Source organism: Rhodococcus artemisiae (assembly GCF_036327795.1).
Lineage (GTDB): Bacteria > Actinomycetota > Actinomycetes > Mycobacteriales > Mycobacteriaceae > Rhodococcus > Rhodococcus artemisiae.
The window spans coordinates 19,735-41,909 of sequence record NZ_JAUTXY010000009.1 but is presented as its reverse complement, the minus strand read 5'-3'; the positions used below and the strand labels follow the sequence as shown (position 1 = coordinate 41,909).

Annotated in this window: 20 protein-coding genes; 14 read left to right on the top strand and 6 right to left on the bottom strand. The window is 64.7% G+C overall.

The window, feature by feature from the left end:
* Positions 1-11: 11 nt before the first annotated feature.
* Positions 12-1,175, bottom strand: a complete 1,164-nt coding sequence (locus Q7514_RS18865) for a DNA recombination protein RmuC (protein WP_330134806.1) — start codon at positions 1,173-1,175, stop codon at positions 12-14.
* Between the two features lie 78 nt (positions 1,176-1,253).
* Between Q7514_RS18865 and Q7514_RS18860 the strand changes: the two genes are divergently transcribed.
* Together Q7514_RS18860 and Q7514_RS18855 are read left to right on the top strand one after the other, a co-directional pair.
* Positions 1,254-2,447, top strand: coding sequence for an exonuclease SbcCD subunit D (locus Q7514_RS18860; protein ID WP_330134805.1), 1,194 nt, complete (start codon positions 1,254-1,256; stop codon positions 2,445-2,447).
* A complete protein-coding gene (locus Q7514_RS18855) occupies positions 2,444-5,422 on the top strand; it encodes an AAA family ATPase (protein WP_330134804.1) in 2,979 nt (992 codons plus the stop codon). The genes Q7514_RS18860 and Q7514_RS18855 overlap by 4 nt, the downstream gene beginning before the upstream one ends.
* Before the next feature lie 7 nt (positions 5,423-5,429).
* Here the strand turns inward: Q7514_RS18855 and Q7514_RS18850 are convergent, their stop codons facing one another.
* A complete protein-coding gene (locus tag Q7514_RS18850; RefSeq protein WP_330134803.1) occupies positions 5,430-6,689 on the bottom strand; it encodes an AI-2E family transporter in 1,260 nt (419 codons plus the stop codon).
* A 162-nt stretch (positions 6,690-6,851) separates the two neighbouring features.
* Between Q7514_RS18850 and Q7514_RS18845 the strand changes: the two genes are divergently transcribed.
* The 7 genes from Q7514_RS18845 (at position 6,852) to Q7514_RS18815 (ending at position 11,925) form a co-directional block, all read left to right on the top strand.
* Positions 6,852-7,280, top strand: coding sequence for a hypothetical protein (locus tag Q7514_RS18845; protein WP_408016133.1), 429 nt, complete (start codon positions 6,852-6,854; stop codon positions 7,278-7,280).
* Positions 7,281-7,316: 36 nt separating this feature from the next.
* Positions 7,317-8,396 carry a redox-regulated ATPase YchF gene (ychF, locus tag Q7514_RS18840; RefSeq protein ID WP_330134802.1) on the top strand — a complete coding sequence of 360 codons (1,080 nt, stop codon included), beginning with the start codon at positions 7,317-7,319 and terminating at the stop codon, positions 8,394-8,396.
* Positions 8,397-8,562: 166 nt separating this feature from the next.
* The gene (locus Q7514_RS18835) at positions 8,563-10,287 is read left to right on the top strand and encodes an AIPR family protein (RefSeq protein WP_330134801.1); all 1,725 of its coding nucleotides are present in this window, start codon (positions 8,563-8,565) and stop codon (positions 10,285-10,287) included.
* Between the two features lie 79 nt (positions 10,288-10,366).
* Positions 10,367-10,789, top strand: coding sequence for a nucleotidyltransferase domain-containing protein (locus Q7514_RS18830; RefSeq protein WP_330134800.1), 423 nt, complete (start codon positions 10,367-10,369; stop codon positions 10,787-10,789).
* Positions 10,790-10,924: 135 nt separating this feature from the next.
* Positions 10,925-11,212 (top strand): HepT-like ribonuclease domain-containing protein, encoded by a 288-nt coding sequence (locus Q7514_RS18825; protein WP_330134799.1) that lies wholly within the window; start codon positions 10,925-10,927, stop codon positions 11,210-11,212.
* Positions 11,213-11,272: 60 nt separating this feature from the next.
* Complete coding sequence (locus Q7514_RS18820; protein ID WP_330134798.1) at positions 11,273-11,506, top strand: FitA-like ribbon-helix-helix domain-containing protein; 234 nt, start codon at positions 11,273-11,275, stop codon at positions 11,504-11,506.
* Entirely contained in the window at positions 11,503-11,925 is a 423-nt protein-coding gene (locus Q7514_RS18815) for a type II toxin-antitoxin system VapC family toxin (protein WP_330134797.1), read from the top strand. Before Q7514_RS18820 ends, Q7514_RS18815 begins: the two co-directional genes overlap by 4 nt.
* 400 nt (positions 11,926-12,325) lie before the next feature.
* On the opposite strand, the gene Q7514_RS18810 is transcribed toward Q7514_RS18815, so the two are convergent.
* The 3 genes from Q7514_RS18810 to Q7514_RS18800 form a co-directional block, all read right to left on the bottom strand.
* The gene (locus tag Q7514_RS18810) at positions 12,326-14,218 is read right to left on the bottom strand and encodes an ABC transporter ATP-binding protein (protein WP_330134796.1); all 1,893 of its coding nucleotides are present in this window, start codon (positions 14,216-14,218) and stop codon (positions 12,326-12,328) included.
* Positions 14,215-15,723 (bottom strand): ABC transporter transmembrane domain-containing protein, encoded by a 1,509-nt coding sequence (locus Q7514_RS18805; RefSeq protein WP_408016132.1) that lies wholly within the window; start codon positions 15,721-15,723, stop codon positions 14,215-14,217. Before Q7514_RS18805 ends, Q7514_RS18810 begins: the two co-directional genes overlap by 4 nt.
* A gap of 247 nt (positions 15,724-15,970) precedes the next feature.
* Positions 15,971-16,948 (bottom strand): pseudouridine synthase, encoded by a 978-nt coding sequence (locus Q7514_RS18800; protein WP_330135021.1) that lies wholly within the window; start codon positions 16,946-16,948, stop codon positions 15,971-15,973.
* 152 nt (positions 16,949-17,100) lie between these two features.
* On the opposite strand from Q7514_RS18800, the gene Q7514_RS18795 reads away from it, so the two are divergent.
* The 4 genes from Q7514_RS18795 (at position 17,101) to Q7514_RS18780 (ending at position 19,368) form a co-directional block, all read left to right on the top strand.
* Positions 17,101-17,397, top strand: a complete 297-nt coding sequence (locus Q7514_RS18795; RefSeq protein WP_330134795.1) for a zinc ribbon domain-containing protein — start codon at positions 17,101-17,103, stop codon at positions 17,395-17,397.
* Positions 17,398-17,439: 42 nt separating this feature from the next.
* Entirely contained in the window at positions 17,440-18,693 is a 1,254-nt protein-coding gene (gene fmdA / locus Q7514_RS18790; RefSeq protein ID WP_330134794.1) for a formamidase, read from the top strand.
* A gap of 142 nt (positions 18,694-18,835) precedes the next feature.
* A complete protein-coding gene (locus tag Q7514_RS18785; RefSeq protein ID WP_330134793.1) occupies positions 18,836-19,117 on the top strand; it encodes a type II toxin-antitoxin system Phd/YefM family antitoxin in 282 nt (93 codons plus the stop codon).
* The gene (locus Q7514_RS18780; RefSeq protein WP_330134792.1) at positions 19,114-19,368 is read left to right on the top strand and encodes a Txe/YoeB family addiction module toxin; all 255 of its coding nucleotides are present in this window, start codon (positions 19,114-19,116) and stop codon (positions 19,366-19,368) included. Before Q7514_RS18785 ends, Q7514_RS18780 begins: the two co-directional genes overlap by 4 nt.
* A 172-nt stretch (positions 19,369-19,540) precedes the next feature.
* Here Q7514_RS18780 and Q7514_RS18775 read toward each other — a convergent pair whose 3' ends face one another.
* Complete coding sequence (locus tag Q7514_RS18775; RefSeq protein WP_330134791.1) at positions 19,541-20,449, bottom strand: RCC1 domain-containing protein; 909 nt, start codon at positions 20,447-20,449, stop codon at positions 19,541-19,543.
* 98 nt (positions 20,450-20,547) lie between these two features.
* Here Q7514_RS18775 and Q7514_RS18770 point away from each other — a divergent pair, with 98 nt between their 5' ends.
* Positions 20,548-22,170, top strand: a complete 1,623-nt coding sequence (locus tag Q7514_RS18770; protein ID WP_330134790.1) for a long-chain fatty acid--CoA ligase — start codon at positions 20,548-20,550, stop codon at positions 22,168-22,170.
* Positions 22,171-22,175 lie beyond the last annotated feature (5 nt).

Below are 22,175 nucleotides of genomic sequence, written 5' to 3'. Positions count from 1 at the left end.
ACCCGACAGAATCAGCTTGCTTCGTCGACAGGACCGTCGGTTTCTGCACTTTCTGCGAGTGTGCTGCGTCGCGGCCACGAGTCGACGCGCCGGATCTCGGGTACGTCGCCGTCGAAAAGTTCCAGCTCATTGAGCTTTCGGGCCGTGACTCCCACCCGTGTCTCCATCGACGACACCGTGAGGTTGAACGAATCGACCGCTTTGCCCAATTGCCCGCCGAGGCGGTCGAAGTGCTCGCCGACCGTGCCGAGTCGTTGATACAGCTCTCTACCCAGCCTGTGGATGGTTGCGGCGTCTCGCGACAGGGCTTCCTGACGCCATGTGAAGGCGATCGTGCGCAGTAGGGCCACGAGAGTGGTGGGGGTGGCGAGGATCACGTTTCGCGCGAAGGCGTACTCGAGCAGATCCGGGTTTGCGCCGAGTGCCGCGTCGAGGAACGGGTCGCCCGGGACGAACAGCACCACGAACTCCGGCGTCGGATCGAACGACTCCCAGTACGACTTCGCGGAAAGCTGGTCGACGTGGGTGCGCAACTGCCGCGCGTGCCGGGCCAGATGCCGATCGCGCTGGGCCGGGTCTTCCTCCTGCGCTGCGTCGAGATAGGCAGCGAACGGCACCTTGGCGTCCACCACGATCTGCTTGCCGCCGGCCAGGTAGACCAGCAGGTCGGGGCGAACGCCCTCCTTCGACACCTGCGTGTCGAAATCGCAGTGCCTCACCATCCCGGCCAGCTCGACGACGCGTTCGAGCTGGATCTCGCCCCACCTGCCGCGCACCTGCGGTGCCCGCAGGGCGGTGACGAGCTGTTGGGTCTGCGTCGACAGCAATTGGGAGGCGCGATGCATACCTTCGACTTGCTCGGTCAGACCCGCGTACGCGTGGATCCGGCTCCGCTCGACGTTCTCGACCTGTCTGGACAGTGCGCCGACCGCCTCGTGCAGCGGCCCGACCAGCCGTGACACCTGCTCGCCGACGGCTCCGGACTGTCGCCGCGCGGCGTCCTCGTTGACCGCGCTCAAGGATTGGCGCAACTGTGACTCGTTGGCCTCGAGTGCAGCGAGCTTCGCCTCGGCGCGCGCTGCCCGCTCGCCGCTGCGCGATGCGTGCAGCAGCCAGCCGAGCACCACTCCGAGGGCGAGTGCGACGACGAGACCCAGTGCCGTGAGAGCTGACATGTGCCGCATGATGCCGCACCGCGGTGACAGTTACCCGGAACCTGAGCGTGTCGGTGTCCTCCTCTACCGTCTGACGACATGCGGATCCTGCACACCTCCGACTGGCACATCGGCCGCACCTTCCACGGTGTCGACCTGCTCGCCGACCAGGCCGCCGCGCTCACCGCCGTCGCCGAACTCGTTGCGGAGCGCGGTGTCGACGTGGTGGTGGTGCCGGGCGACATCTACGACCGCTCCATCCCGAGCGCCGACGCCGTAGCGGTGTGCAACGCCGGGCTGGAAGCGATCCGCGCCGCCGGGGCAGTGATCATCGCAACGTCCGGCAACCACGATTCGCCCGTCCGTCTCGGAGCGGGTGCGGCCTTCGCCGCGCACGGGGGGTTGCACCTGATCACACGTGTCTCTCGTGTCGATCGGCCGGTGGTGCTGAACGACGAACACGGGCCGGTCGCGTTCTACGGCATCCCTTATCTCGAGCCGGAGATCACCCGCACCGAACTCGGCGTGCCCGGTGCACGGTCGCACCAGGAGATCCTCGACGCCGCCATGGCGCGGGTGCAGGCCGATGCCGCCGAGCGCAGCGGCCGCACCGTGGTGCTGGCGCACGCCTTCGTCGTCGGTGGCGAGACGACGGAGTCGGAGCGGTCGATCTCGGTCGGTGGTGTCGAGACCGTGTCTGCGGCCACTTTCGACGGCGCCGACTATGTGGCCCTCGGGCACTTGCATTCGCCGCAGACGGTGTCCGAACACGTCCGGTATTCGGGGTCGCCGTTGCCGTACTCGTTCGGCGAGCGTTCGCACCGCAAGGCGGTGTGGCTCGTCGACCTCGACGAGACCGGGCTCGTGTCCGTCGAGCGCGTCGACCTTCCGATGGTGCGAGAACTGACCCAGCTCACCGGCGACCTCGACGACCTGCTCGTGGATCCGGCTCACGAGCCGGCCGAAGATCACTATGTGGCGGCGGTCCTGACCGACCGGGCCCGCCCGGTCGATGCGATGCGGCGGCTGCAGGTACGGTTCCCTCATGCGGTGCACGTGCAGTGGGAACGCCCCGCGTCGGGCTCCGAGAGCAGCTACCGCGAGAAGGTGAGGGGGCGTACCGACCTCGAGATCGCCTCGACGTTCCTCACCGATGTCAGATGCGAGCCGTCCGCACGCGAAACGGGATGGTTCGAACAGGCCCTCCGCGACGGTGATCGCCGCCGTGGCATCGGCGACGAGTCGCGGCGTGACGATTCCGGTCGTGGGGAACGGGCGGACGTGCCGGCATGAGATTGCATTCGATCGAGATCACCGCCTTCGGGCCGTTCGCCGGCACCGTCGCCGTCGACTTCGACGAACTCGGCGCAGATGGGTTGTTCCTCCTGCACGGGCAGACCGGCGCGGGGAAAACGTCGGTCCTCGACGCGGTCGCGTTCGCGCTCTACGGGACGGTGCCCGGTGCCCGCGCCGACGGACGCAGGCTGCTGTCCGACCATGCGCCCGCGGGTGCCGCTCCGCAGGTCTGCCTCGAGGCGACGATTGCCGGTCGGCGATTACGCATCGAGCGCAGTCCCGATTTCGAACGCCCGAAGAAGCGTGGCGTCGGCACCGTCAAGCAGCAGGCGAAAGCAACCCTGACGTGGCTCGACGGTACGGGGGAGAACCTGTCGCGCATCCCCGAGATCGGCGACGTGGTCAAGGGACTGCTCGGGATGAGCGCCGAACAGTTCTTCCAGGTCGTCTTGCTGCCGCAGGGCGAATTCGCGAAGTTCCTGCGGGCAGCCAGCGACGAGCGGGGCAAACTCCTCGAGCGTCTGTTCGACACCACGAGATTCGGCGACGTCGAGCAATGGTTCCGCGAGCGCCGCGGATCCGGCGCGAAAGCACTCGCCGAACAGCAGAAGGCCGTCGACGTGCTCGCCGCGAAGGTCGCTGCGGCCGCGGGTATCGAGGCCGGGGCCGACGCCGAGCCGGTCGAATGGGCCCACAGGTTGCTTGCCGATGCCGCCGATGTTCGCGACGCTACCGCAGTCGTGCACGCGGAGGCCCGCGAGCTCGACCGTGGTAACCGCGCGGCACTCGACAGTGCGATCGCGCTGCAGGAGCGGATCCGACGTCGTGGCGAAGCGCTCGAGATGAAGACCCTGCTCGACGCCGGAGAACCGGAGCGCGCAGCGATGGCCGTCGAACGCGACGCAGCGCATCGCGCGGACCTGATTGCGGTGCTCGATCGTGAAGCGGCCGGAGCTGCCGCTGAATCGGAAGTTGCGCGCAGCGCTCTCGACTCCACCGCAGCAGTTCTCGAGAAGTCGGCCGAGGGCCGTGCGCTTCTCGACGAGGTGCCCGGGCAGCCCGACGACAGCGACCGCGTGCTGATCCGCCCCCGCTACGAGCGGTGGTCGAGTGAGGTGACGAAGCTCGACTCCTTGATCGACCAGCAGCGACGAATCGACGAAATCACCTGCCGCCGTGAGGTGTTGGAGAAGAATCGACAGACTGTCGCTGCGGAGCTCGAGGGTGTTGTCGCGGAACGCGCTGCACTTCCCGACCGGGTCGCGGAGGCGACGGCCGCAGTTGCGGAATCGGAGAAGGCTGCCGCGTCACTCCCCGGGCTCCGTGATGCCCGTGACCGTGCAGCCGACGCGCTCTCCGCCGCTCGTGAACTGCGCTCGCGCAGCGCAGAGCTCGAAGAGCTGGAGAAGGCGTCCGCGCAGCGCCATACGGATCACAACCTGGCGCACGAAGCGCTCCTCGAGATTCGTGCACGTCGAATCGCGGGGATGGCCGCCGAACTGGCCGCCAGATTGGTCGAGGGCGATCCTTGCGAGGTCTGTGGAGCGGTGGAACATCCGTCGCCGGCGCAACCCGAACCCGACGCCGCGACCGAGGACGACGAAGAACGTGCCCATGCCGTCGAGCGACGTGCAGCGAAGGCACTCACCGATGCGCGTGCGGCGGTCGGCGATGCCACGAGCACGGTAGCGATCCTGCGGCAACGCAGCGGCGACACCTGCGAGGACGACCTGGCCGCGGCGCGCGCCGGCGCCGTCGAGGCGCACGACACCGCTGAATCTGCGGCAGCACAGCTGGATCGACGTCGCCGCGCGGTCGACGACCTCCACGCGCGCGATCTCGCGCTTCGGTCCCGCGAGCGGGAGGCCGAGACCGCGCTGGCCGCCATCGCCCGCGATGATGCCGTGCTCGCATCGGAGGCCGACGAGATCGGTCGCCGTGTCGCAGCGGCAGTCGACGGCAGTGAGTCGTTGTCGGCCAAGCGTGAGCGCCTCGCTGCTCTGGTGGAAGCCGCCACCGCGTGGCTCGATGCCCGGCTCCGGGTCGCTCAGGTGCATTCGGTCGCGCAGAAACGTGTGCGTGAAGCGGAGATCGCGGCCACCGAAGGCGGATTCACCGATCTGGTGCAGGCGCGTGCTGCTCTGCGTCCTGCATCGAGAATCTCCGAGATCGATCGTGAGATCCGCGACGCCGAGAACCGCCGGGCGATCGTTGCCGCCGTGCTCGCCGAACCGGAGATCCATGCGCTCACCGGCGACGAGGCCGTCGACCTCGAGGCGGCGCGTGCGGTGGTCGCATCCGGTGCTGTGGCACTCGAATCCGCACTCGCTGCCGCGACCGAGGCGCACCGCCGTCACACTGATATCGCGACCTACGCGAACCGACTCGAGCGGGCCTACGAGGCGCTTGTTCCGCTGCGCGACGAGCAGGCCGAGCTCACGGCACTGGCCGACGTCGTCGCCGGTGGGGGAGCGAACAATCGCAAGATGTCGTTGCGTTCGTATGTGCTCGCTGCGCGCCTCGAGGAAGTGGCGGAGGCGGCGTCCGACCGGCTGCGCAGAATGTCCGGTGGACGCTACGAATTCGTGCACAGCGATGCGGCCGGCAGCCATGGCAAGCGAGGTGGACTGGGCCTCGACATCCACGACGAGTACACAGGGGCGGTGCGCTCCACCAAGACGCTCTCGGGTGGCGAATCGTTCCAGGCCTCCCTGGCGCTGGCCCTCGGGCTCGCGGACGTCGTCGCAGCCGAAGCCGGTGGTGTGGTGATCGACACCATGTTCATCGACGAAGGATTCGGCACCCTCGACGCCGACGCGCTCGATGCGGTGATGGGTGTCCTCGACGAACTGCGCGCCGGTGGTCGCGTGGTAGGTGTGGTCAGCCACGTCGACGAGCTGAGGCAGCGAATCCCGAGCCGCCTCCACGTGCTGCGTGGTCGTACGGGCTCCACTGTGCAGATGGTGAGTTGAGCCGTTCCTACGAGTTGGTGGAGGAGGGTTTCGGGTCGGTTGCCGAGGTGTCGCCCGGTGCGGGCAAGGCCATCTGGTCGTCTTCCTGGCCGTCGTCTTCCGCGTTGTCACCCTGTCCTGGTTCGCGCTCCACCGACCGAGCGTCGATCTGTTCACCGATGTAGCGGATGACGACCGCTGTGACCGCGGCGACCGGGACAGCCAGGAATGCGCCGACGATCCCGAACAGCGACGCCCCGGCTGTCACCGCGAGCAGGACCACGACGGCGTGCAGTTTCATGCTCTTCGATTGCAGCACCGGCTGCAGGACGTTCCCCTCGATCTGCTGCACCGCGATGATCAGGATCAACACGATCACCGCCGTGGTGAACCCGTTCGCAACCAGTGCGACCAGCACAGCGAGGGCGCCCGCGACGAACGCACCGACGATCGGAATGAAGCCACCGATGAATGTCAGGATGGCGAGTACCGGGGCGAGTGGCACGCCCAAGATGACGAGGCCGATACCGATGAACAATGCGTCGATGAAACTCACCAACGCCTGAGTACGGATGAATCCGCCGAGCGTGGACCACATCCGCATGAGTACCTCTTCGAGGTGGTGACCCGCCCGGCGACCGCCCACCGAGTGCAGCCACGGCAGGAAACGCGGCCCGTCCTTGATGAAGAAGAACGTCAGCACGAGTACCAGGCCCAACGTGACCAACAGTGATCCGGCTGTGCTCACCCCGGAGAACACGCCACCGGCAATCGAGGCGGCACTGCCCTGCAGACGTTCGACGACGACGTGCACCGCGTTGTCGATCTGTTCGTCCTGCAGATTGATCGGCGGGCCCTGTACCCAGTCCTGGACGGTGTTGATGCCTTCGGTGGCCTTGTTCGCGAGGTCAGGAACCTGAGACACCACGGACGGAACGATGCCGGCGATGATCCCGGCGACGATCGCGAAGAACAGTACGAGCGTCAAGCCCGCCGCGGCTGCGGGAGGAACCCCACGTTTGGTCATGGCACGCGTGGGTGGCCACAGGATGGTCGACACGACGATGGCGAGGGCGACCGGCAGGACGACCACCCACATCTGTTCGATGATCCAGCCGAGCACCACGGCTGCGGCAGCGATGAGAACGAGACAGCCCGACCACTTCGCCAACCAGATTCCACCGACCCCGATCAGGGCCCCGCGATCGGGCTTCACGGCAGCCTTGTCGCCTGCCGTGTGGTCGGAGGTGTTCTTCGAGTCGCTCAACGGTGGTCCTTCCGCACGCATGTATCCATCGCCTCGATCGATATTCGCCAATCTACGGCCAGAGTGCAGGATCTGCCCTGGGTTGCACGTTTGCCGGATACGCCCGTGTCCAGCACGAACGCGTGGCATTCTCGATATATGTCGTTGCGCATCGAGGAATCCCCTTCTCGCAGGGTTATCTGCGTGATCATCGCCATCACATGTGCCGGAATTCTCAGTGCGTGCGGTGACGACGATTCGACCACATCGGAGGAAGTACGTACCTCTGCGGGTGTCGCGGTCACCTCCGTCCAGGAAGGTGCGGAGGGTGCGGCCTCATCCGTGCAGAGCGCGGCGTCCAGTGTTGCCGAACGGGCAGGGGACTGGTTCGACGACGCCAAACTCGGCGCATTCGTCACCGCGTTCCGTGCCGCCTACCCGAACCTGTCGGCCGACCGCGAAACCCGGTCGATCGAAACGATCGTCACCGAAAGCTGCCCGCTGATCGAGAGCGGTGCCGACGACGCCGAGGTGAACGCGAAGGTCGGCGAACTCGCCACCAACGGCTCCGCAGAACCGACCGACGATCAGGCTGCGCGCATTGCCCAGTTGGTTCGGGTGGCGTGCGGATGACGCGGCATCGCAAGGACCACGTAGACTCTTGATCCCGTGAGCCTTACCCTCGGAATCGTCGGACTTCCCAACGTCGGCAAGTCGACGCTCTTCAACGCGCTGACCAAGAACGATGTGCTCGCCGCGAACTACCCGTTCGCGACGATCGAGCCGAACGTCGGTGTCGTGGAACTGCCTGATCCGCGGCTGAATCGGCTCGCCGATATCTTCGGTTCACAGCGCATCCTCCCGGCCACCGTGTCGTTCGTCGACATCGCCGGCATCGTCAAGGGCGCGTCCGAAGGCGCCGGGCTCGGCAACAAGTTCCTCGCCAACATCCGCGAGGCCGAGGCCATCTGCCAGGTTGTGCGCGTGTTCGCCGACGACGACGTCGTGCACGTCGACGGTCGCGTCGACCCGCTCGGCGACATCGAGATCATCGAGACCGAGCTCATCCTCGCCGACATCCAGACCCTCGAGAAGGCTGTGCCGCGCCTCGAGAAGGAGGCGAAGAAGAACAAGGAACTCAAGCCGCAGCACGAGGAAGCGATCAAAGCGCAGGCCGTGCTCGACGAAGGCGACACCCTGTTCTCGAAGAAGAGCACGCTCGACTTCGGGTTGCTGCGCGAGCTCAACCTCATGACGACCAAGCCGTTCCTGTACGTGTTCAACGCCGACGAGTCGGTGCTCACCGACGACGCGAAGAAGCAGGAACTGCGCGACGCCGTGGCCCCGGCCGACTGCGTGTTCCTCGACGCGAAGGTCGAGTCCGAGCTCATCGAACTCGAACCCGACGAAGCGCAGGAGCTGCTCGACTCGATCGGCCAGGACGAAGCGGGCCTGGATTCGCTCGCTCGCGTCGGTTTCCACACTCTCGGCCTGCAGACGTACCTCACCGCAGGCCCCAAGGAAGCGCGCGCCTGGACCATCCCGCAGGGCGCGACCGCGCCGCAGGCGGCCGGTGTCATCCACTCCGACTTCGAGCGCGGCTTCATCAAGGCAGAGATCGTATCGTTCGCCGATCTCGACGATGCCGGATCGATGGCCGAGGCCAAGTCGCGGGGCAAGGTGCGCATGGAGGGCAAGGATTACGTCATGGCCGACGGCGATGTGGTGGAGTTCCGCTTCAATGTCTGAGTCGGATGCGCGACGTTGGACGACCAGTTCGCTGCGTCCCTACTAATGCGCTAGCGTGGCGGAGCGGAGGCCCAGCGGGAGCTTCTGCCGCCCAGTCGAATCGCAGAAGCGTGCGCAGTCATCGGGCTGTTCCAATTATTGATAATAAGGGTCTTGGGGTGGAATAGTGGCTGCTGGCGAAGTGCATCTAACAAGAGTTCGCGCTCATCTCGACAATGAGTATTCGTGGCTGAAGAAGCAACTCCTTGCTGAGAGTCCAAATATGTCTGACTCGGATACTCGCACCCGGTTGCTGATCGGATTCGCTCTCGAGAAAATCGCCGGGTGTTCGAGGGAAGAAGTGCTGAGCCACATAACCGATGGCCCCAAGGATCGTGGTATTGACGGATTCTTTTTTGACCGCGCCAATCTGAAGGCGTATATTTTTCAGTCCAAGTTTGTGGATAATCCCAAGAGTTCACCCATCGACGAGGCTGATGCGAAATCGCTGGTCACCGGCGCGTCCGAGGTCTTTCGCTTGTCCATTTACGAAAATGGCAATAGTAAGATAAAAGCCCTGCGGGACGAAATATCGGCGGCAATCAATACCCCCAGCGTTTCGCTGTTCCCGGTGTTGGTATCAACTTCGGACCGAGACATACCCAAGGGAGCGTCTACGATTCTCGAAGATGGCTTTGAGAACTCGATGGGCGATCGTGATGCCCTCACCTATAAACGCCTGTCGGACTTATATGAAATTATTTCTCCTTACGGTGGTAGTGCCGGTGCGAAGTTCGAACTCGTTTTGAACGGATACAACACCGTCTCTGTGCCATTCAATGGGTTCTACGGGTGGGTAACTGGAAATGCTCTTGCGGAGCTGTACCGGGAGCAGGGTCCTAGGCTGTTTGCGAAAAATCTCAGGTCTGGACTCGGTGAGACCGATATTAATGACGACATGTTTGACACGGCTCTCAATACTCCGGAGAATTTCTGGTACTACAATAACGGTGTAACGTTCATCGCCGAGGGTGTTGCGCGAACGCTTCGGGGTGGCGCGGCAGCGGAGAATGTCGCGCTTACGATTTCGCAAGGATCAATCGTGAACGGTGCACAAACTACCAGCACGCTCCTGCGGTTGGTTGACATTGAGGGTGGGCCTGAAGCGCTCGCGCGCCTCAAGTGTTTAGTTCGCGTGATTGAGATTCCCAGTTCTGATCACGAATTCTCCACGGACGTCACGAGATTTAATAATTCGCAGAACGGTATCGGCGTAAAGGATTTTGTTTCTCTTGATCCGTTCCAGCAAGAACTCCGACGTAGTCTGGACCGTGACTTTGCAGTGAACTATTCGATCCGTTCGGGAGAAGACTCTGCGGATGGCCAGGTTCCGCACATCGGCCTTCAGGAAGCAACGATTGCTCTTGTGATGTGCGGGTCTTCGGTGGAGAATGCTGTCCGGGCCAAGGAGAAGATCAGCACCCTATGGCGCGATACTAGCTCTGCTCCGTACACTCAGATCTTCGACAAGGATCAAGTCGATGCGCTCTCCCTTTACAAAGCGGTCACGGCGAATCGTCTCGTCGAGAACTTCTTGCGAACTCGGATCGCTACTCCGACAGGAGCTGTGAGCGATGAAGTCCGTGATCAAGAAAGAGCCGTCGCGATCCACGGAAATCGACTGTTCGCATTTTACGTACTAAATGGACTAAACATATGGCGCAGCGAGCAGACGCTTCAGCAATTTTCGGAAGCGCTTTGCGCAGCCGATCTTGACATTCCCTTCGAGCGTCTTGTCGCCGAGGTGTTTGCGAATTACGGCGCATCCTACAAGGCTCCGTTGTTCAAGAACCGCTCGAAGTGTACGGCGATTATTCAGGCGCTTCCTCCCGTTGCTCTGCCCTCGATCTGAGGTTGGTCGATGACATAACGTGGTGGAGTTCCGTTTTAGCGGATGGCGCTATTGACACGATGCGTTAAACACTGATCCTGTGATCAGATCGTTCGCTGACCGCGACACCGAGCGGGTGTGGCGTCGTGAGCCGGTGAAGCGGCTTGATCCACGAATCCACAAGCCTGAGGACATGCCCAAGAGCACGATGACGCCCGAGACGCTCGCCCTGCGCGCGCTTCTCGACGCGCGTCGCGCCGAGTTTCAGGTGCTCCTCGACCGGTACGGTGCGACGAACCCGAAGCTGCTCGGCTCCGTCGCCCGCGGCACCGCACACTCGGACTCTGATATCGACATCCTTGTCGAGATGGACCCCGCGGACGGGAACCTGCTCATGCGGGCCTCTGGCCTGATGGAAGAGGTCCGAGCGCTGTTCGGCCGCGACGACATCGACGTGTTCCCCATCCAGCTGCCCAAGCGCCGGATCTCGGCCTCGGCGCTCGCCGACGCGGTCGCACTGTGAGTCGCGGCCCTTCTCAGCGCATCGCTGATGCTCTCGAGGCCATCGAGCGATGCCAGCGCTACATCGCCGCTCTTGGTGGCGATGCAGGCGTCGTGGAGATGGCAGAGGACGCGATCGCAGATCATCGGTGAAGCAGTGAACCATCTTCCCGAGGAGATCACGGGTACGCACCCGGAGATCGGCTGGCCGCAGATCGGGGGCTTCCGCAACATCCTCGTCCACCAGTACTTCGGAGTCGACGTGGACGTCGTCCGCGATGTCGTGGAGACTCACCTCCCACCGCTCGCCGACGCGCTGCGAAGCCACTTTTCCGCGGAGCGATCGCTATGTACTCCGACCGACGGCGTGCTCGGCGCTCCTGATTGCTGTATGTACCGGAACGTGGTGGAGTTCCGGCTTGGCGTCGGGTTTGAGGAGGGCTGATCTCTCGACCCGGCCCGCGGACTGATATCATGCGTGATATCACGTGTGGAGGTGATCGGGATGTCTTCGATTATCGTACGAGGACTCGACGAGTCGGTGAAACGCCGCTTGGCGGCGCAGGCCAAGGAGCATGGGCGCTCGATGGAGGCCGAGGTGCGCGACATCCTCACGCGGGCTTCGTCGCCCCCGCACATCGGTCTCGCCCTGCTGGAGGCTGCTCGTGCGGTCGGTGGCGTGGATGAACTGCCGATCCCCGAGCGCTCGGACGCAGCCCGCGTGGCGGACTTCGAATGATCGTTCTCGATACGAACGTTGTCTCAGAGCTCTTCCGTCCGCGCCCTGAGCCGCGCGTCATTGCATGGCTGGAAGCGCTCACTGACGACGTCGCGATCACAGCGATCACGCTGGCCGAGCTGCTTGCCGGAGCTCGCCGACTTCCGGACGGACGGCGCAAGGCGGGTCTCGAGGCAGCGATCGATGGCGCGATCCAGCCTTATCGGGACACTCGGTCCCTGCTCGCCTTCGACGAAGCGGCTGCTATGGAGTACGCCGAGGTGTTCATCGCTCGCGAGCGCGCCGGGATGTCGATCAGCATGGCTGATGCTCAGATCGCAGCGATCTGTCGGGTCCACCGTGCCACTTGCGCGACCCGCAACACGAAGGATTTCGTTCAGTCGGGTGTCGAGCTGGTCGACCCCTGGTCCGTGCCGTGAGCGGCGACGCTGCGCAATGTCGGTGGGATAACGCTGATGAAGCTGGTGTGTGCGGCGCCTGGCGAGCAGTCACAGGCTCCGAAGGAATCGCAGGTACATCCGGGCGTCGTGACCGCGCGCCCTCGATCGATCGGAGGATCCATCGAGTCGCGTTGCACAGGCTTCCCATGAAGGGTTGCAACTGCTCGCAAGCTTGGCTGCGAGCGGCACCACCACGCACGCGGGATCACGACCGACGCGGCGATCCGACTTGCGAAGTATTTCGGGATGTCTGAGGAGTTCTGGATGAACCTGCAGTCGAACCACGAGCTGCGGCTCGAACGGCGGGTGTGCGCGAGAAGGTTGACGCGATCACGCACGACACTGTGGAAGTCGGTCAGCCGGCTGAGCGGCTACGCCGTCACACCCGAGTGTGCGCGAGATCGGGGTCGGACTCTCCGTCCGGAGCGGAGCCACCAATCACTTCCGCGACCGCGGCACCGTGGCCGATGTTGCCGATCTCTTGGCGACCGGCAGTCCACGCGGACCACAATCGGTGGTAGATCCCGCCACGAGCGAACAGCTGATCATGAGTGCCCTGCTCCACGACCTGACCCGAGTCCATGACGAGGATGTTGTCTGCGCGCGAGGCCTGGTCCAAGCGGTGCGCCACCACCAGGGCCGAACGATCACGGGTCACCCTGTCGGCTGCATCCTCCAATGCCCCCGCCCCGACCGAGCCCGCCTCGGCGGTCGCTTCGTCCATGATGACGACGGCCGGATCGAGAAGCAGGACGCGAGCCAGTGCCAGCTGCTGTGCAGCCACAGGATCCAGCTGGATACCACGCGCGCCGACCACCGTGTCGAGGCCCTGAGCAAGCCGGTCGAACCACGGCCGTGCATGAACCAGATCGAGTGCCGAAAGCAGTTCTGCATCGGTGGCATCGGGCTTCGCGAGAGTCATGTCCTGGCGCAGGGTTCCGGCGAAGACATGCACCTCCTGGCTGACCATGGCGAGACGGGCGATGCGCTGACGGTCGGACAGCGACGACACGGGGTACCCGTCGACGAGCACCTCACCCGCGTCGGGTACACGCAATCCCGCTACCAGCGCTGCCACCGTGGTCTTTCCGGCTCCGGACGCGCCGACAATGGCGACGGTCTCGCCCGGGTCGATGGTGACATCGATATTGCGTACGGCCCAGGCATCGCCGTAGCTGAAACTGACGTCGCGCAGCTCGACCAGACCCCGCGGAGCATCGGCACCGCTGTCGGGCACCGGCACCGGCGGGTCGGTGACCACACCCACGACCCGCGCCAGCGAGGCGTACCCGGACTGTACGACGTCGAGCACACGCATGAACGTGTTCAAGGGACCACGCAGCCGGATGATCATGAGCACCGCCCCGGTCACGGCACCTACGGTGAGGGCGTCGGTGGACACCAGGTGGTATCCCACCGACAGTGCGATCGTCAGCATGAGGAACTCGGCACCGAGCATCCACGCGTTGAGGCCGAGCATGGTGGTGCGAGCCCTGATGCCCTTGCGGACCACGCCCCACGAGGCGTTCTCGATCTCGGTGTGCATGCGGTTCTCCATCGAGAACGCACGCACGGTCGCGCGACCCCGGATGGCTTCCAGCACGCGGCGGGCGCGCTCGGCCATTGCGGCGCGTTCGTCGGCGTAGCGCTGGGGAGCTTTGGCGAGGTAGCGGTGCGCGGCAAAGTAGTACACCGGGGCGACGATCACCGGGATGATCAGGAACTGCCAGTCCAAGGCGAACAGGGCGATGACGGTGGCGACGACCGTGAACAACGAGGTGGACAGCGTCGGCACGGTCTCGGTGACGGCAGCAGACAGCTCGGCAACATCGTCGGTGGAGCGGCTGACCAGATCGCCCGTGCCGGCATCCTCGACTCGGTGGGTGGGCAATCCCAGAGCGGTGCCGACCATGTCCTGTCGCAGGTTCGCGATCACGCGCTCGGACAGCCGTGCCACCAGGTAGAAGCCACAGGCGCTCATGACCGCGCCGACGATCGCCGCGGAAATCAGACCTACGCCGATCGGCCACAGCGATCGCTGGGTGTGTCCCATCACCACGTCGACGATCCGGCCCATCAGTTGCGGTACCAGCACACCGGCGTAGGCGCCGAGGCCGAGTAGCACGAGTGCGAGCAGGAACAACAGCTTCGCGTGGCGGACCCGGCCCAACTGACGCGCTACCTCGCGCCGCACCTGCCTCAGCGTGGCCAGGGGGAATCGAAGAGCGGCGTCGGTCTTCACGGGTGGGGTTGCGCTCGTCGGCGAACTCATACGGCGGCCCCCGCAAGCAGCTCCTCGGCTGTGGCCTTCAGATCCTCCGCACTCAGGTGGTCGGCCGCTACGGCGTTCCATGCCGGTGCCTCGCTGAACACGAGCGTGATCTTGCCTGCCCGATGGTGGGACACCCGCTCGGCGATGTTCTGCTCCGTCACCGAGTCGACCGCGGTGGTCGGATCCTGCAACACGAGGACCTCGGGATCGAAGGCGATGGCGCGCGCCAGGGCCACGCGCTGGCGTTGGCCGCCGGACATCATGCGTCCGTTCTCGCCTACGCGCTTGTCGGGGCCCTCTGGGATGTCATCGCAGCAGGCGACGCGGAGCGCCTCCTCTGCGATGGTCCGGTCGGGGTAGACGTTGTCGGCGACGCTGCCGTCGAACAGGTCGGCCGAGTGCGGTACGACGATCACCCTGCTCCGTGGCAGCGACTCGAGTCGGGGGATCAGCTCGTGATCGGTGCCGCGTACGACGGTGAGGCCGGTGGGCAGGGTGTCCATGAACCGGGCGGCTCTGGCGGCGTCGACATCGTTGGTGCGTTCGAAGCCTGCCCCGAGAACCTCTCGGATTCGCCGTCCGGACGCCTCGGCCGAGGCCCAGCGCGAGGCGAGGTTCCTGCCGAACATCGTCATCGGAGTGATGAGGAACTGGGTCAGTCCGACGACCGTGATGAGTTCACCGATGGTGACGTGTCCGTTGAGTGCGAGTGCGCCGGTGGCGATGCCGAGGGCGGAGACGAAGATCGCACCGGCCGCCTCGGTCGCGCCGTTGAGGCCCGCCTCGGCCGCATTGGCGCGAATGGTCTTGCGATAGGCGATATCCGAGACCTCGTCATAGCGACTCCGGACCGTGACGATCGCACCCAGACCCTTGAGAATGCGCAATCCCTGGACCACATCAGTGGCCGTCGCAGCAGCCTGAGCGATCGCATGCTGACGGGCCACCGAGCGGCTCTGCAGAGGGCGGGCCACCCGGAGCGCCACGACCACGAGGAGAGGGCCACCGATCAAGGTGGCCAAGCTCAGCCAGGGATTGATGGTGAACATCATGATGGCGCCGTAGGTGATCGCCGCCGCCTCGGCCACCGGCATGACCGTCATCATCACGATATCGCCGACCCGACTGGTGTCGGACGACGCGATCGACAGCAAGCCGCCGGCGGTGCGCTCACGACCGGCGAACCCGCGTGGATCCTGGATGCGGTCGGTGACCATGGTGCGCAGATCGTGGCTGACCAGCTGTTGACTGCGGATCAGCATGAAGCGTGCAATCCAGTTCACGCCGATGGCGAGCACGAAGAGACAGCCCAGAACCAGGATCCAGAATCCCAATCGGTGGGGTGATGAGGTGGCAATGGCTTCATCTACTGCCCTGCCGACCACGACGGGCGTGAGACCGTTGCAGACGAAGGAGGCCGCCATGCCGACCGAGGCCACGAAGCTCCACGGACGCTGCGAGAGCGCAACCTTCAGCGTCCACCCTCGTGCATCGAGAGCAGGCATCTTGGACTTTCGCGCACCCGGCCCGGGTAGCGCCGAACAATCGACAATACTTCCCTGCTCGGGTGCCTGACGGGTATGGAGCACAAGCGCAGATGTTACAGCTGAACTACCGCGACCCGGCTGTCGCGCTGTGTCGTGGGCGTACGGCCCACCTGGGTGGGAGTTGGATGCAGCTGAAGTCAAGCGTGGCGAAGAAGGTCGTCTGAGCGACCCGGAGTCGCTGACCTGCGACGAGTGACCGGCAGTGTCATCGGTGGTGCTGCTCGGCTTGCTCCGGACAGGGCGCCTCACTCAGGGTTCGGCGGGTGGCGAACTTCCGCAACATTCCTGAGAGCGGATCGGTGAATTCCAGTTCCCGCGCGAGCAATTGGAGCGGGAGGGCATGATCGTCCGGAGCTTCGGGCAGGAGATCCGGGTACCAACGGTCGCCCAGGATCCCGATTCCGAGCGTCGCGAGATGCACTCGGAGCTGGTGCATCCGCCCGGTGCGTGGACGTAGGATCGTATGGAGCACAGCGCGTCCGGAGGAATTCACGCCGGAAGAGAGCACCCCGACCACGGTCTCCGAGTTGGGCTCTCGTGCGTCGTCGACGATCACTCGCAACTCGCCTTTGCGCGCATCGATGTGGTTCCGATAGATGACGGGAAGTGCGTGCCCCGCGAGTATCGGGGCGTCGGGATTCCAGACCGCCGGTCGCGCGGACACCGCTTCGTAGACCTTCACGACCCGCCGCTTCTCGAACAGCGATTGGTAGGCGCCGCGCGTCGCAGGACGGGTCGAGAACATCACGAGACCGGCCGTCGCGCGGTCCAGTCGATGAATCGGCGTCAGGTCGGGATTGTCCAGACGGACCCGCAGTCGGACGAGTGCCGACTCGCGCAAGTACCGCCCGCCGGGAGTGGTGGGGAGGAAGTGCGGCTTGTCGATGACGACGAGGTCGTCGTCGATGTGCAGGATCTCCTCGTGGAACGGCACAGGCTCCTCCACCGGAAGATCGCGGTAGTACCAGATGAACCGATGCGTGCCCAAAGCCGCGCTGCGACCGATCGGACTGCCATCGGCTGCCACGATCTCGCCGTCGTCGAACCGCTGATAGAGGGTTCCTGCGTCCATGTGGTCGAACCTCGCCGCCACGTACTCGGCGATCGTCGACCAGGGGCCGGCCGTCGGCACCCTCAGACGTGTCGGTCCGACCCCGTTCTTGACGGGGAGCGGTGGGGGCATGGGCACGGAAAGATTCTCGCACTGCCGGCAGCGCGGACGACCGACGGGACCGATTGCGGCGGGGTTGCCCGGGGGTTACGAATTTCGCCGACGTGGCGCGCGGAACCGCCTGGTCGGTTACGGTTTCGGCAGCTGATCCATTCGAAAGGTCGATGCCGATGCCGCTGTACGACTTCCGGTGCGCCGAGTGCGGTCTGTTCGATGCGTCCATGCCTATGAGCGAAGTCGGGCCATCCACTGCGTGCCCCTCGTGTGGGCAGCACGCGCCTCGCGCGATCACCGCGCCGCGTCTGGGTCGCGGCGCGTCTACCGCGATGCGCGTGCACGACGCGACAGCGCGCACGGCGTCCGATCCGGGCGTCGTATCGGGTGCGCTCCCCGGTGGCCCGCGGCGGTCGTCGCGTCCGGTCTCGACCGACCCGAGGCATCGGCTGCTCCCTCGCCCTTGAACGTTCGACCAACCCACGCGATCGACCGAGCCAGGAGGTCCAGTGCCCGACGTCGTCTTTCCCCTCGACTCGACCCGCCGATTCACCGATCAGGACAAGATCGGCCACAACCGTTGGCACCCCGACATCCCACCCGTGGCGACGGTGAAGCCGGGGGACTCGTTCCGGGTGCATTGCCGGGAATGGTTCGACGGGGAGATTCACAACGACGACTCCGCCGACGACATCCGCAACGCGCCGCTGCACACCGTGCACGCGCTGTCAGGGCCGTTCGCGGTCGAGGGCGCGAAACCTGGTGATCTGCTGATCGTCGACATCCTCGATCTCGGTCCGATCCCCCAGGAGGACTCGGGCCCGCTCGCGGGACAGGGCTGGGGCTACACCGGTATCTTCGCCAAGCCCAACGGTGGCGGCTTCCTCACCGACCAGTTCCCCGACGCCTACAAGGCGGTCTGGGATTTTTCGGGCCAGAAGGCGACCAGCCGTCACATTCCGCACGTGTCGTTCACCGGCATCGTGCACCCGGGATTGATGGGAACTGCTCCGTCGCACGATCTGCTGTCCACCTGGAACACCCGTGAGGCCGCGTTGATCGCGACCGATCCCGACCGGGTACCGCCGCTGGCGCTGCCGCCGGAGCCGAACGGTGCGATCCTGGGCAGCCTCACCGGGGCGGAGTTCGAGCGTGTCGCCGCGGAAGGCGCACGCACAGCCCCTCCTCGCGAGAACGGCGGAAACCAGGACATCAAGAACCTGACGAAGGGCAGTCGCATCTTCTACCCGGTGTTCGTGGACGGCGCGAACCTGTCGGTCGGCGACCTGCACTTCTCACAGGGCGACGGCGAGATCACCTTCTGTGGCGCCATCGAGATGGGTGGATTCATCGATCTGCGCGTGGAACTCATCCCGGGTGGGATGGACACCTACGGGGTGAGTGAGAACGCGATCTTCATGCCGGGTAACACCGATCCTCAGTTCTCCGAGTGGCTCGCGTTCTCAGGTACGTCGGTGACGCTCGACGGTGAACAGCGCTATCTCGATTCGCAATTGGCGTACCAGCGGGCGTGTCTGCACGCCATCGAATACCTGACGAAGTTCGGATACAGCCCGGAGCAGGCGTACCTTCTCCTCGGTGCCGCACCGATCGAGGGACGTCTGTCCGGAGTCGTGGACATTCCGAATTCCTGTGCCACGGTCTATCTTCCGACTGCGATCTTCGACTTCCCGCTGTCGCCGACGGTTGACGGGCCTGTCCGGATCGATCCGGGCATCGGGGCCCCGCGTTCTCCTGCGTGAGTTTGCGCGACTTCGATCGCGGCAGGATCTGTAGACGTATGGAGCGGCGACACATCCGTGGCTCTACGGCTCAATTCGCGTCCTGACTATGTACGTTATGCAGTACGTTTGTGGTATCTTCTTGGGTGTTGAGTTGTCAACGGTGGGCACCTCGTCATTGGGAGGCTCCGAAGCCATGTCCGCAATTACTGCTACCGAAGCCAGGAAGAACCTGTTCGGCCTGGTAGCCCAGGTCAACGAGGATCACACAAGCATCGAAATCGTTTCGAAGAACGGCAACGCTGTGTTGCTGTCCAAGGACGACTACGACTCGATAATGGAGACCGCTTACCTTCTCTCGTCACCGGCAAACGCGCGCCGGTTACTCCGGAGCTTGGAGGCGACCAAGCGCGGTGAATACACCGAGAGGGAACTGATCGAGTGAAGGTCGTCTTTACCGACGATGCTTGGGACGACTACACCCACTGGCTGACCGCCGACCGAAGGGTCCTGACCAAGGTCAACGACCTGATAAAGGACATCAAGCGACTACCCTATGAGGGCATCGGGAAGCCGGAACGTCTCCGTCACATGGAAGGCAACGTCTGGTCCCGCCGGATCACCCACGAGCACCGTCTGGTGTATGTCGTCGATGCCGACACCGTCATCATCCAACAGGCCCGCTACCACTACTGACGATCGACTACGACGTGTGTCATCGCGGGGTCACGCATAGCGTCGACTCGGTCACGGTGTCGTCACCGTCGATACGTGCGTCGAAGATGGTTCGCGGCGTCTCACCCCCAGGCCGAACTGAACATATTCCCTGATGCAGGCCACGCGGTGCTGGTGGATGAGCCGCAGGCGGTCACCGATCGGGTTCGCGAATTTCGTCGCTCGTCACGATCGGTAGGGCTGTTTGCGGATGAGGTCGACACCTGGGTAGCCGGATGCCGTGCCATTCATCGACCTCGCATCGACCATCTCTCGGATCTCCTGCCGCAACGACTGTGCCGTCGGCGCGTAGACCGAGCGTGTGGGCCGAGCCTGCCGCGACTGCGACTATGCCGTGCCATTCGTGGACGTCGCACTGCCCGTGACTGTTGTCTCCGACCGCGCGAACCCTGCCGCTCGCGATCACCCCGACTGTGTGATGACTGCCCGTGGCCACCGACGTCACGTCGGTCCACTCGTCGACGTCACACGCGCCCGACTTACGTTGCCCGGCAGCGAGAACGGTTCCGTCGGTTCTCAGGCCGACGGTATGGAGGTATCCCGCGGTGATCGCCGTGAGATTCCGCCAGTCGTCGACTCGGCACTGCCCGAATCGATTGTTGCCTGTGGCGACGGCAGTACCGTCGTTCCGGACGCCGACGGAATGCCAGTCCCCGGCGGCGACGTCCACGATCTCGTACCAGGAGCCGACGTCGCACTGCAGTTCGTTGTTGCGGCCGGCAGCCACGACGATGCCGTCTGCCCGAACGCCGAGCGTGCGGCGCCAGCCCGCAGCGACCGCGACGATCTCGTGCCACGCGCCCACGTCGCACTGCCCGTCGCCGTTCCATCCCGTGGCCACAATGGTTCCGTCTTCCCGCAGGCCGACGGTGTGAGATCTTCCGGTGTTCCGGGCGGTGTGCACATTTCCGGCGGCCACTGCGACGATGTTGCGCCATCCGAGGACGTCGCACTCACCGGCGGAGTCGTTTCCTGCCGCGACGACGGTTCCGTCGGTGTGGAGGCCCACCGAATGGCGTCTGCCGGCGGCAAGTGCGGTCATGTGATTCATACTGCCAAGTAGGAAAGCTCCACCTCGATGGTCCGGAATCGGGTGGCGTGCGACACAATGGTCGCGAACCGATCGAAGAGGAGCGATTCATGTTGAGCACCATGCAAGACGCACCCTTGTCCATCGCGCAGATTCTGCGCCACGGCAGCTCCGTTCACAGCGGGGCGGAGGTGGTGACCTGGACCGATTCCGGTGCGCGTCGGCGTAGCTACGCCGAGGTCGGCGACCGTTGCGCGCAGCTTGCGCACGCTCTGCGCGGACTCGGCGTGAACGGCGACGAGCGTGTCGCGACGTTCATGTGGAACAACGCGGAGCACCTCGAGGCGTATCTCGCGATACCGGCGATGGGCGCCGTCCTGCACACCCTCAACATCCGCTTGTTCCCGGAACAGCTGATCCACGTGGCCAACCACGCCGAAGACCACGTGATCATCGTCGATCCGACCCTCGTGCCATTGCTCGCACCGCAGCTGCCGCAGTTGAGCACTGTGAAGCACGTGGTCGTCACCGGCGACTCGACCGCCGGTCTCGAGGTTCCGGACGGGGTGCAGTTGCACACGTACGAGGGGCTCATCGCCGACCAGCCGACCACCTTCGACTGGCCTGAGGTGGACGAGCGGTCTGCGGCCGCGATGTGCTACACGTCCGGGACCACCGGGGACCCGAAGGGTGTCGCATATTCGCACCGCTCGATCTACCTGCATTCGATGCAGGTGTGCATGACGGAGGGGCCTTCGCTTCGTCAGGGTGACCGAGCGCTTGCGGTTGTTCCGCAGTTCCATGCCATGTCGTGGGGTCTGCCGTATGCGGCATTCATGATCGGTGCGTCGCTGATCATGCCCGACCGCTTCCTGCAGCCCGAACCGCTCGCTGCGCTCATCGCCGCCGAACGCCCGACCTTCGCCGCCGCTGTCCCGACCATCTGGCTCGGACTGCACCAGTACCTCGAGGAGCATCCGCAGGACATCTCCTGCATGAAGGAAGTCCTCATCGGTGGTTCGGCGGTGCCGCCGTCGCTGATGCACGCGTTCGAGACCGACCACGAGGTGCAGGTCCTGCATGCCTGGGGGATGACGGAGACGTCGCCGTTGGGTTCGGTGGCGCGACCGCCTGTGGGCGTCGAGGGTGACGAGCGGTGGCGCTACCGGTACACGCAGGGACGATTCCCGGCGTCGGTGCAGGCACGTCTCGTCGGTGACGACGACGAGGTGGTTCCGAACGACGGCGTGAGCATCGGTGAACTCGAGGTACGCGGCCCGTGGATCGCGGCTTCCTATTACGGTGTCGAGGCACCCGAGAAGTTCCACGACGGATGGTTGCGCACGGGAGACGTCGGAACCATCACCCCGGACGGTTATCTCACGCTGACGGACCGCACGAAGGACATCATCAAGTCGGGCGGCGAGTGGATTTCGTCGGTCGATCTGGAGAACGCTGTCATGGGGCATCCGGATGTCCTCGAAGCAGCGGTGATCGGTGTACCCGACGAGAAGTGGGACGAACGTCCGCTGGTTGCCGTCGTCCTGCGTGCGGGGGCCACCGCGACCGTCGATACGCTGCGCGACTTCCTGTCGGACAAGGTCGCGAAGTGGCAGCTTCCCGAGAATTGGACGGTCGTCAGTGAGGTTCCCAAGACGAGTGTCGGCAAGTTCGACAAGAAGCGCCTTCGGTCGCAGTACCACGACGGTGGGCTGGACGTGACCCGGATCTGACGCGA

Excerpts from the sequence above, each read along its gene's own strand:
- Q7514_RS18865 (WP_330134806.1), bottom strand. The coding sequence starts at position 1,175 with ATGTCAGCTCTCACGGCACTGGGTCTCGTCGTCGCACTCGCCCTCGGA.
- Q7514_RS18860 (WP_330134805.1), top strand. The coding sequence starts at position 1,254 with ATGCGGATCCTGCACACCTCCGACTGGCACATCGGCCGCACCTTCCAC.
- Q7514_RS18855 (WP_330134804.1), top strand. The coding sequence starts at position 2,444 with ATGAGATTGCATTCGATCGAGATCACCGCCTTCGGGCCGTTCGCCGGC.
- Q7514_RS18850 (WP_330134803.1), bottom strand. The coding sequence starts at position 6,689 with ATGCGTGCGGAAGGACCACCGTTGAGCGACTCGAAGAACACCTCCGAC.
- Q7514_RS18820 (WP_330134798.1), top strand. The coding sequence starts at position 11,273 with ATGTCTTCGATTATCGTACGAGGACTCGACGAGTCGGTGAAACGCCGC.
- Q7514_RS18815 (WP_330134797.1), top strand. The coding sequence starts at position 11,503 with ATGATCGTTCTCGATACGAACGTTGTCTCAGAGCTCTTCCGTCCGCGC.
- Q7514_RS18810 (WP_330134796.1), bottom strand. The coding sequence starts at position 14,218 with ATGAGTTCGCCGACGAGCGCAACCCCACCCGTGAAGACCGACGCCGCT.
- Q7514_RS18805 (WP_408016132.1), bottom strand. The coding sequence starts at position 15,723 with ATGCCTGCTCTCGATGCACGAGGGTGGACGCTGAAGGTTGCGCTCTCG.
- Q7514_RS18800 (WP_330135021.1), bottom strand. The coding sequence starts at position 16,948 with ATGCCCCCACCGCTCCCCGTCAAGAACGGGGTCGGACCGACACGTCTG.
- Q7514_RS18795 (WP_330134795.1), top strand. The coding sequence starts at position 17,101 with ATGCCGATGCCGCTGTACGACTTCCGGTGCGCCGAGTGCGGTCTGTTC.
- Q7514_RS18775 (WP_330134791.1), bottom strand. The coding sequence starts at position 20,449 with ATGACCGCACTTGCCGCCGGCAGACGCCATTCGGTGGGCCTCCACACC.
- Q7514_RS18770 (WP_330134790.1), top strand. The coding sequence starts at position 20,548 with ATGTTGAGCACCATGCAAGACGCACCCTTGTCCATCGCGCAGATTCTG.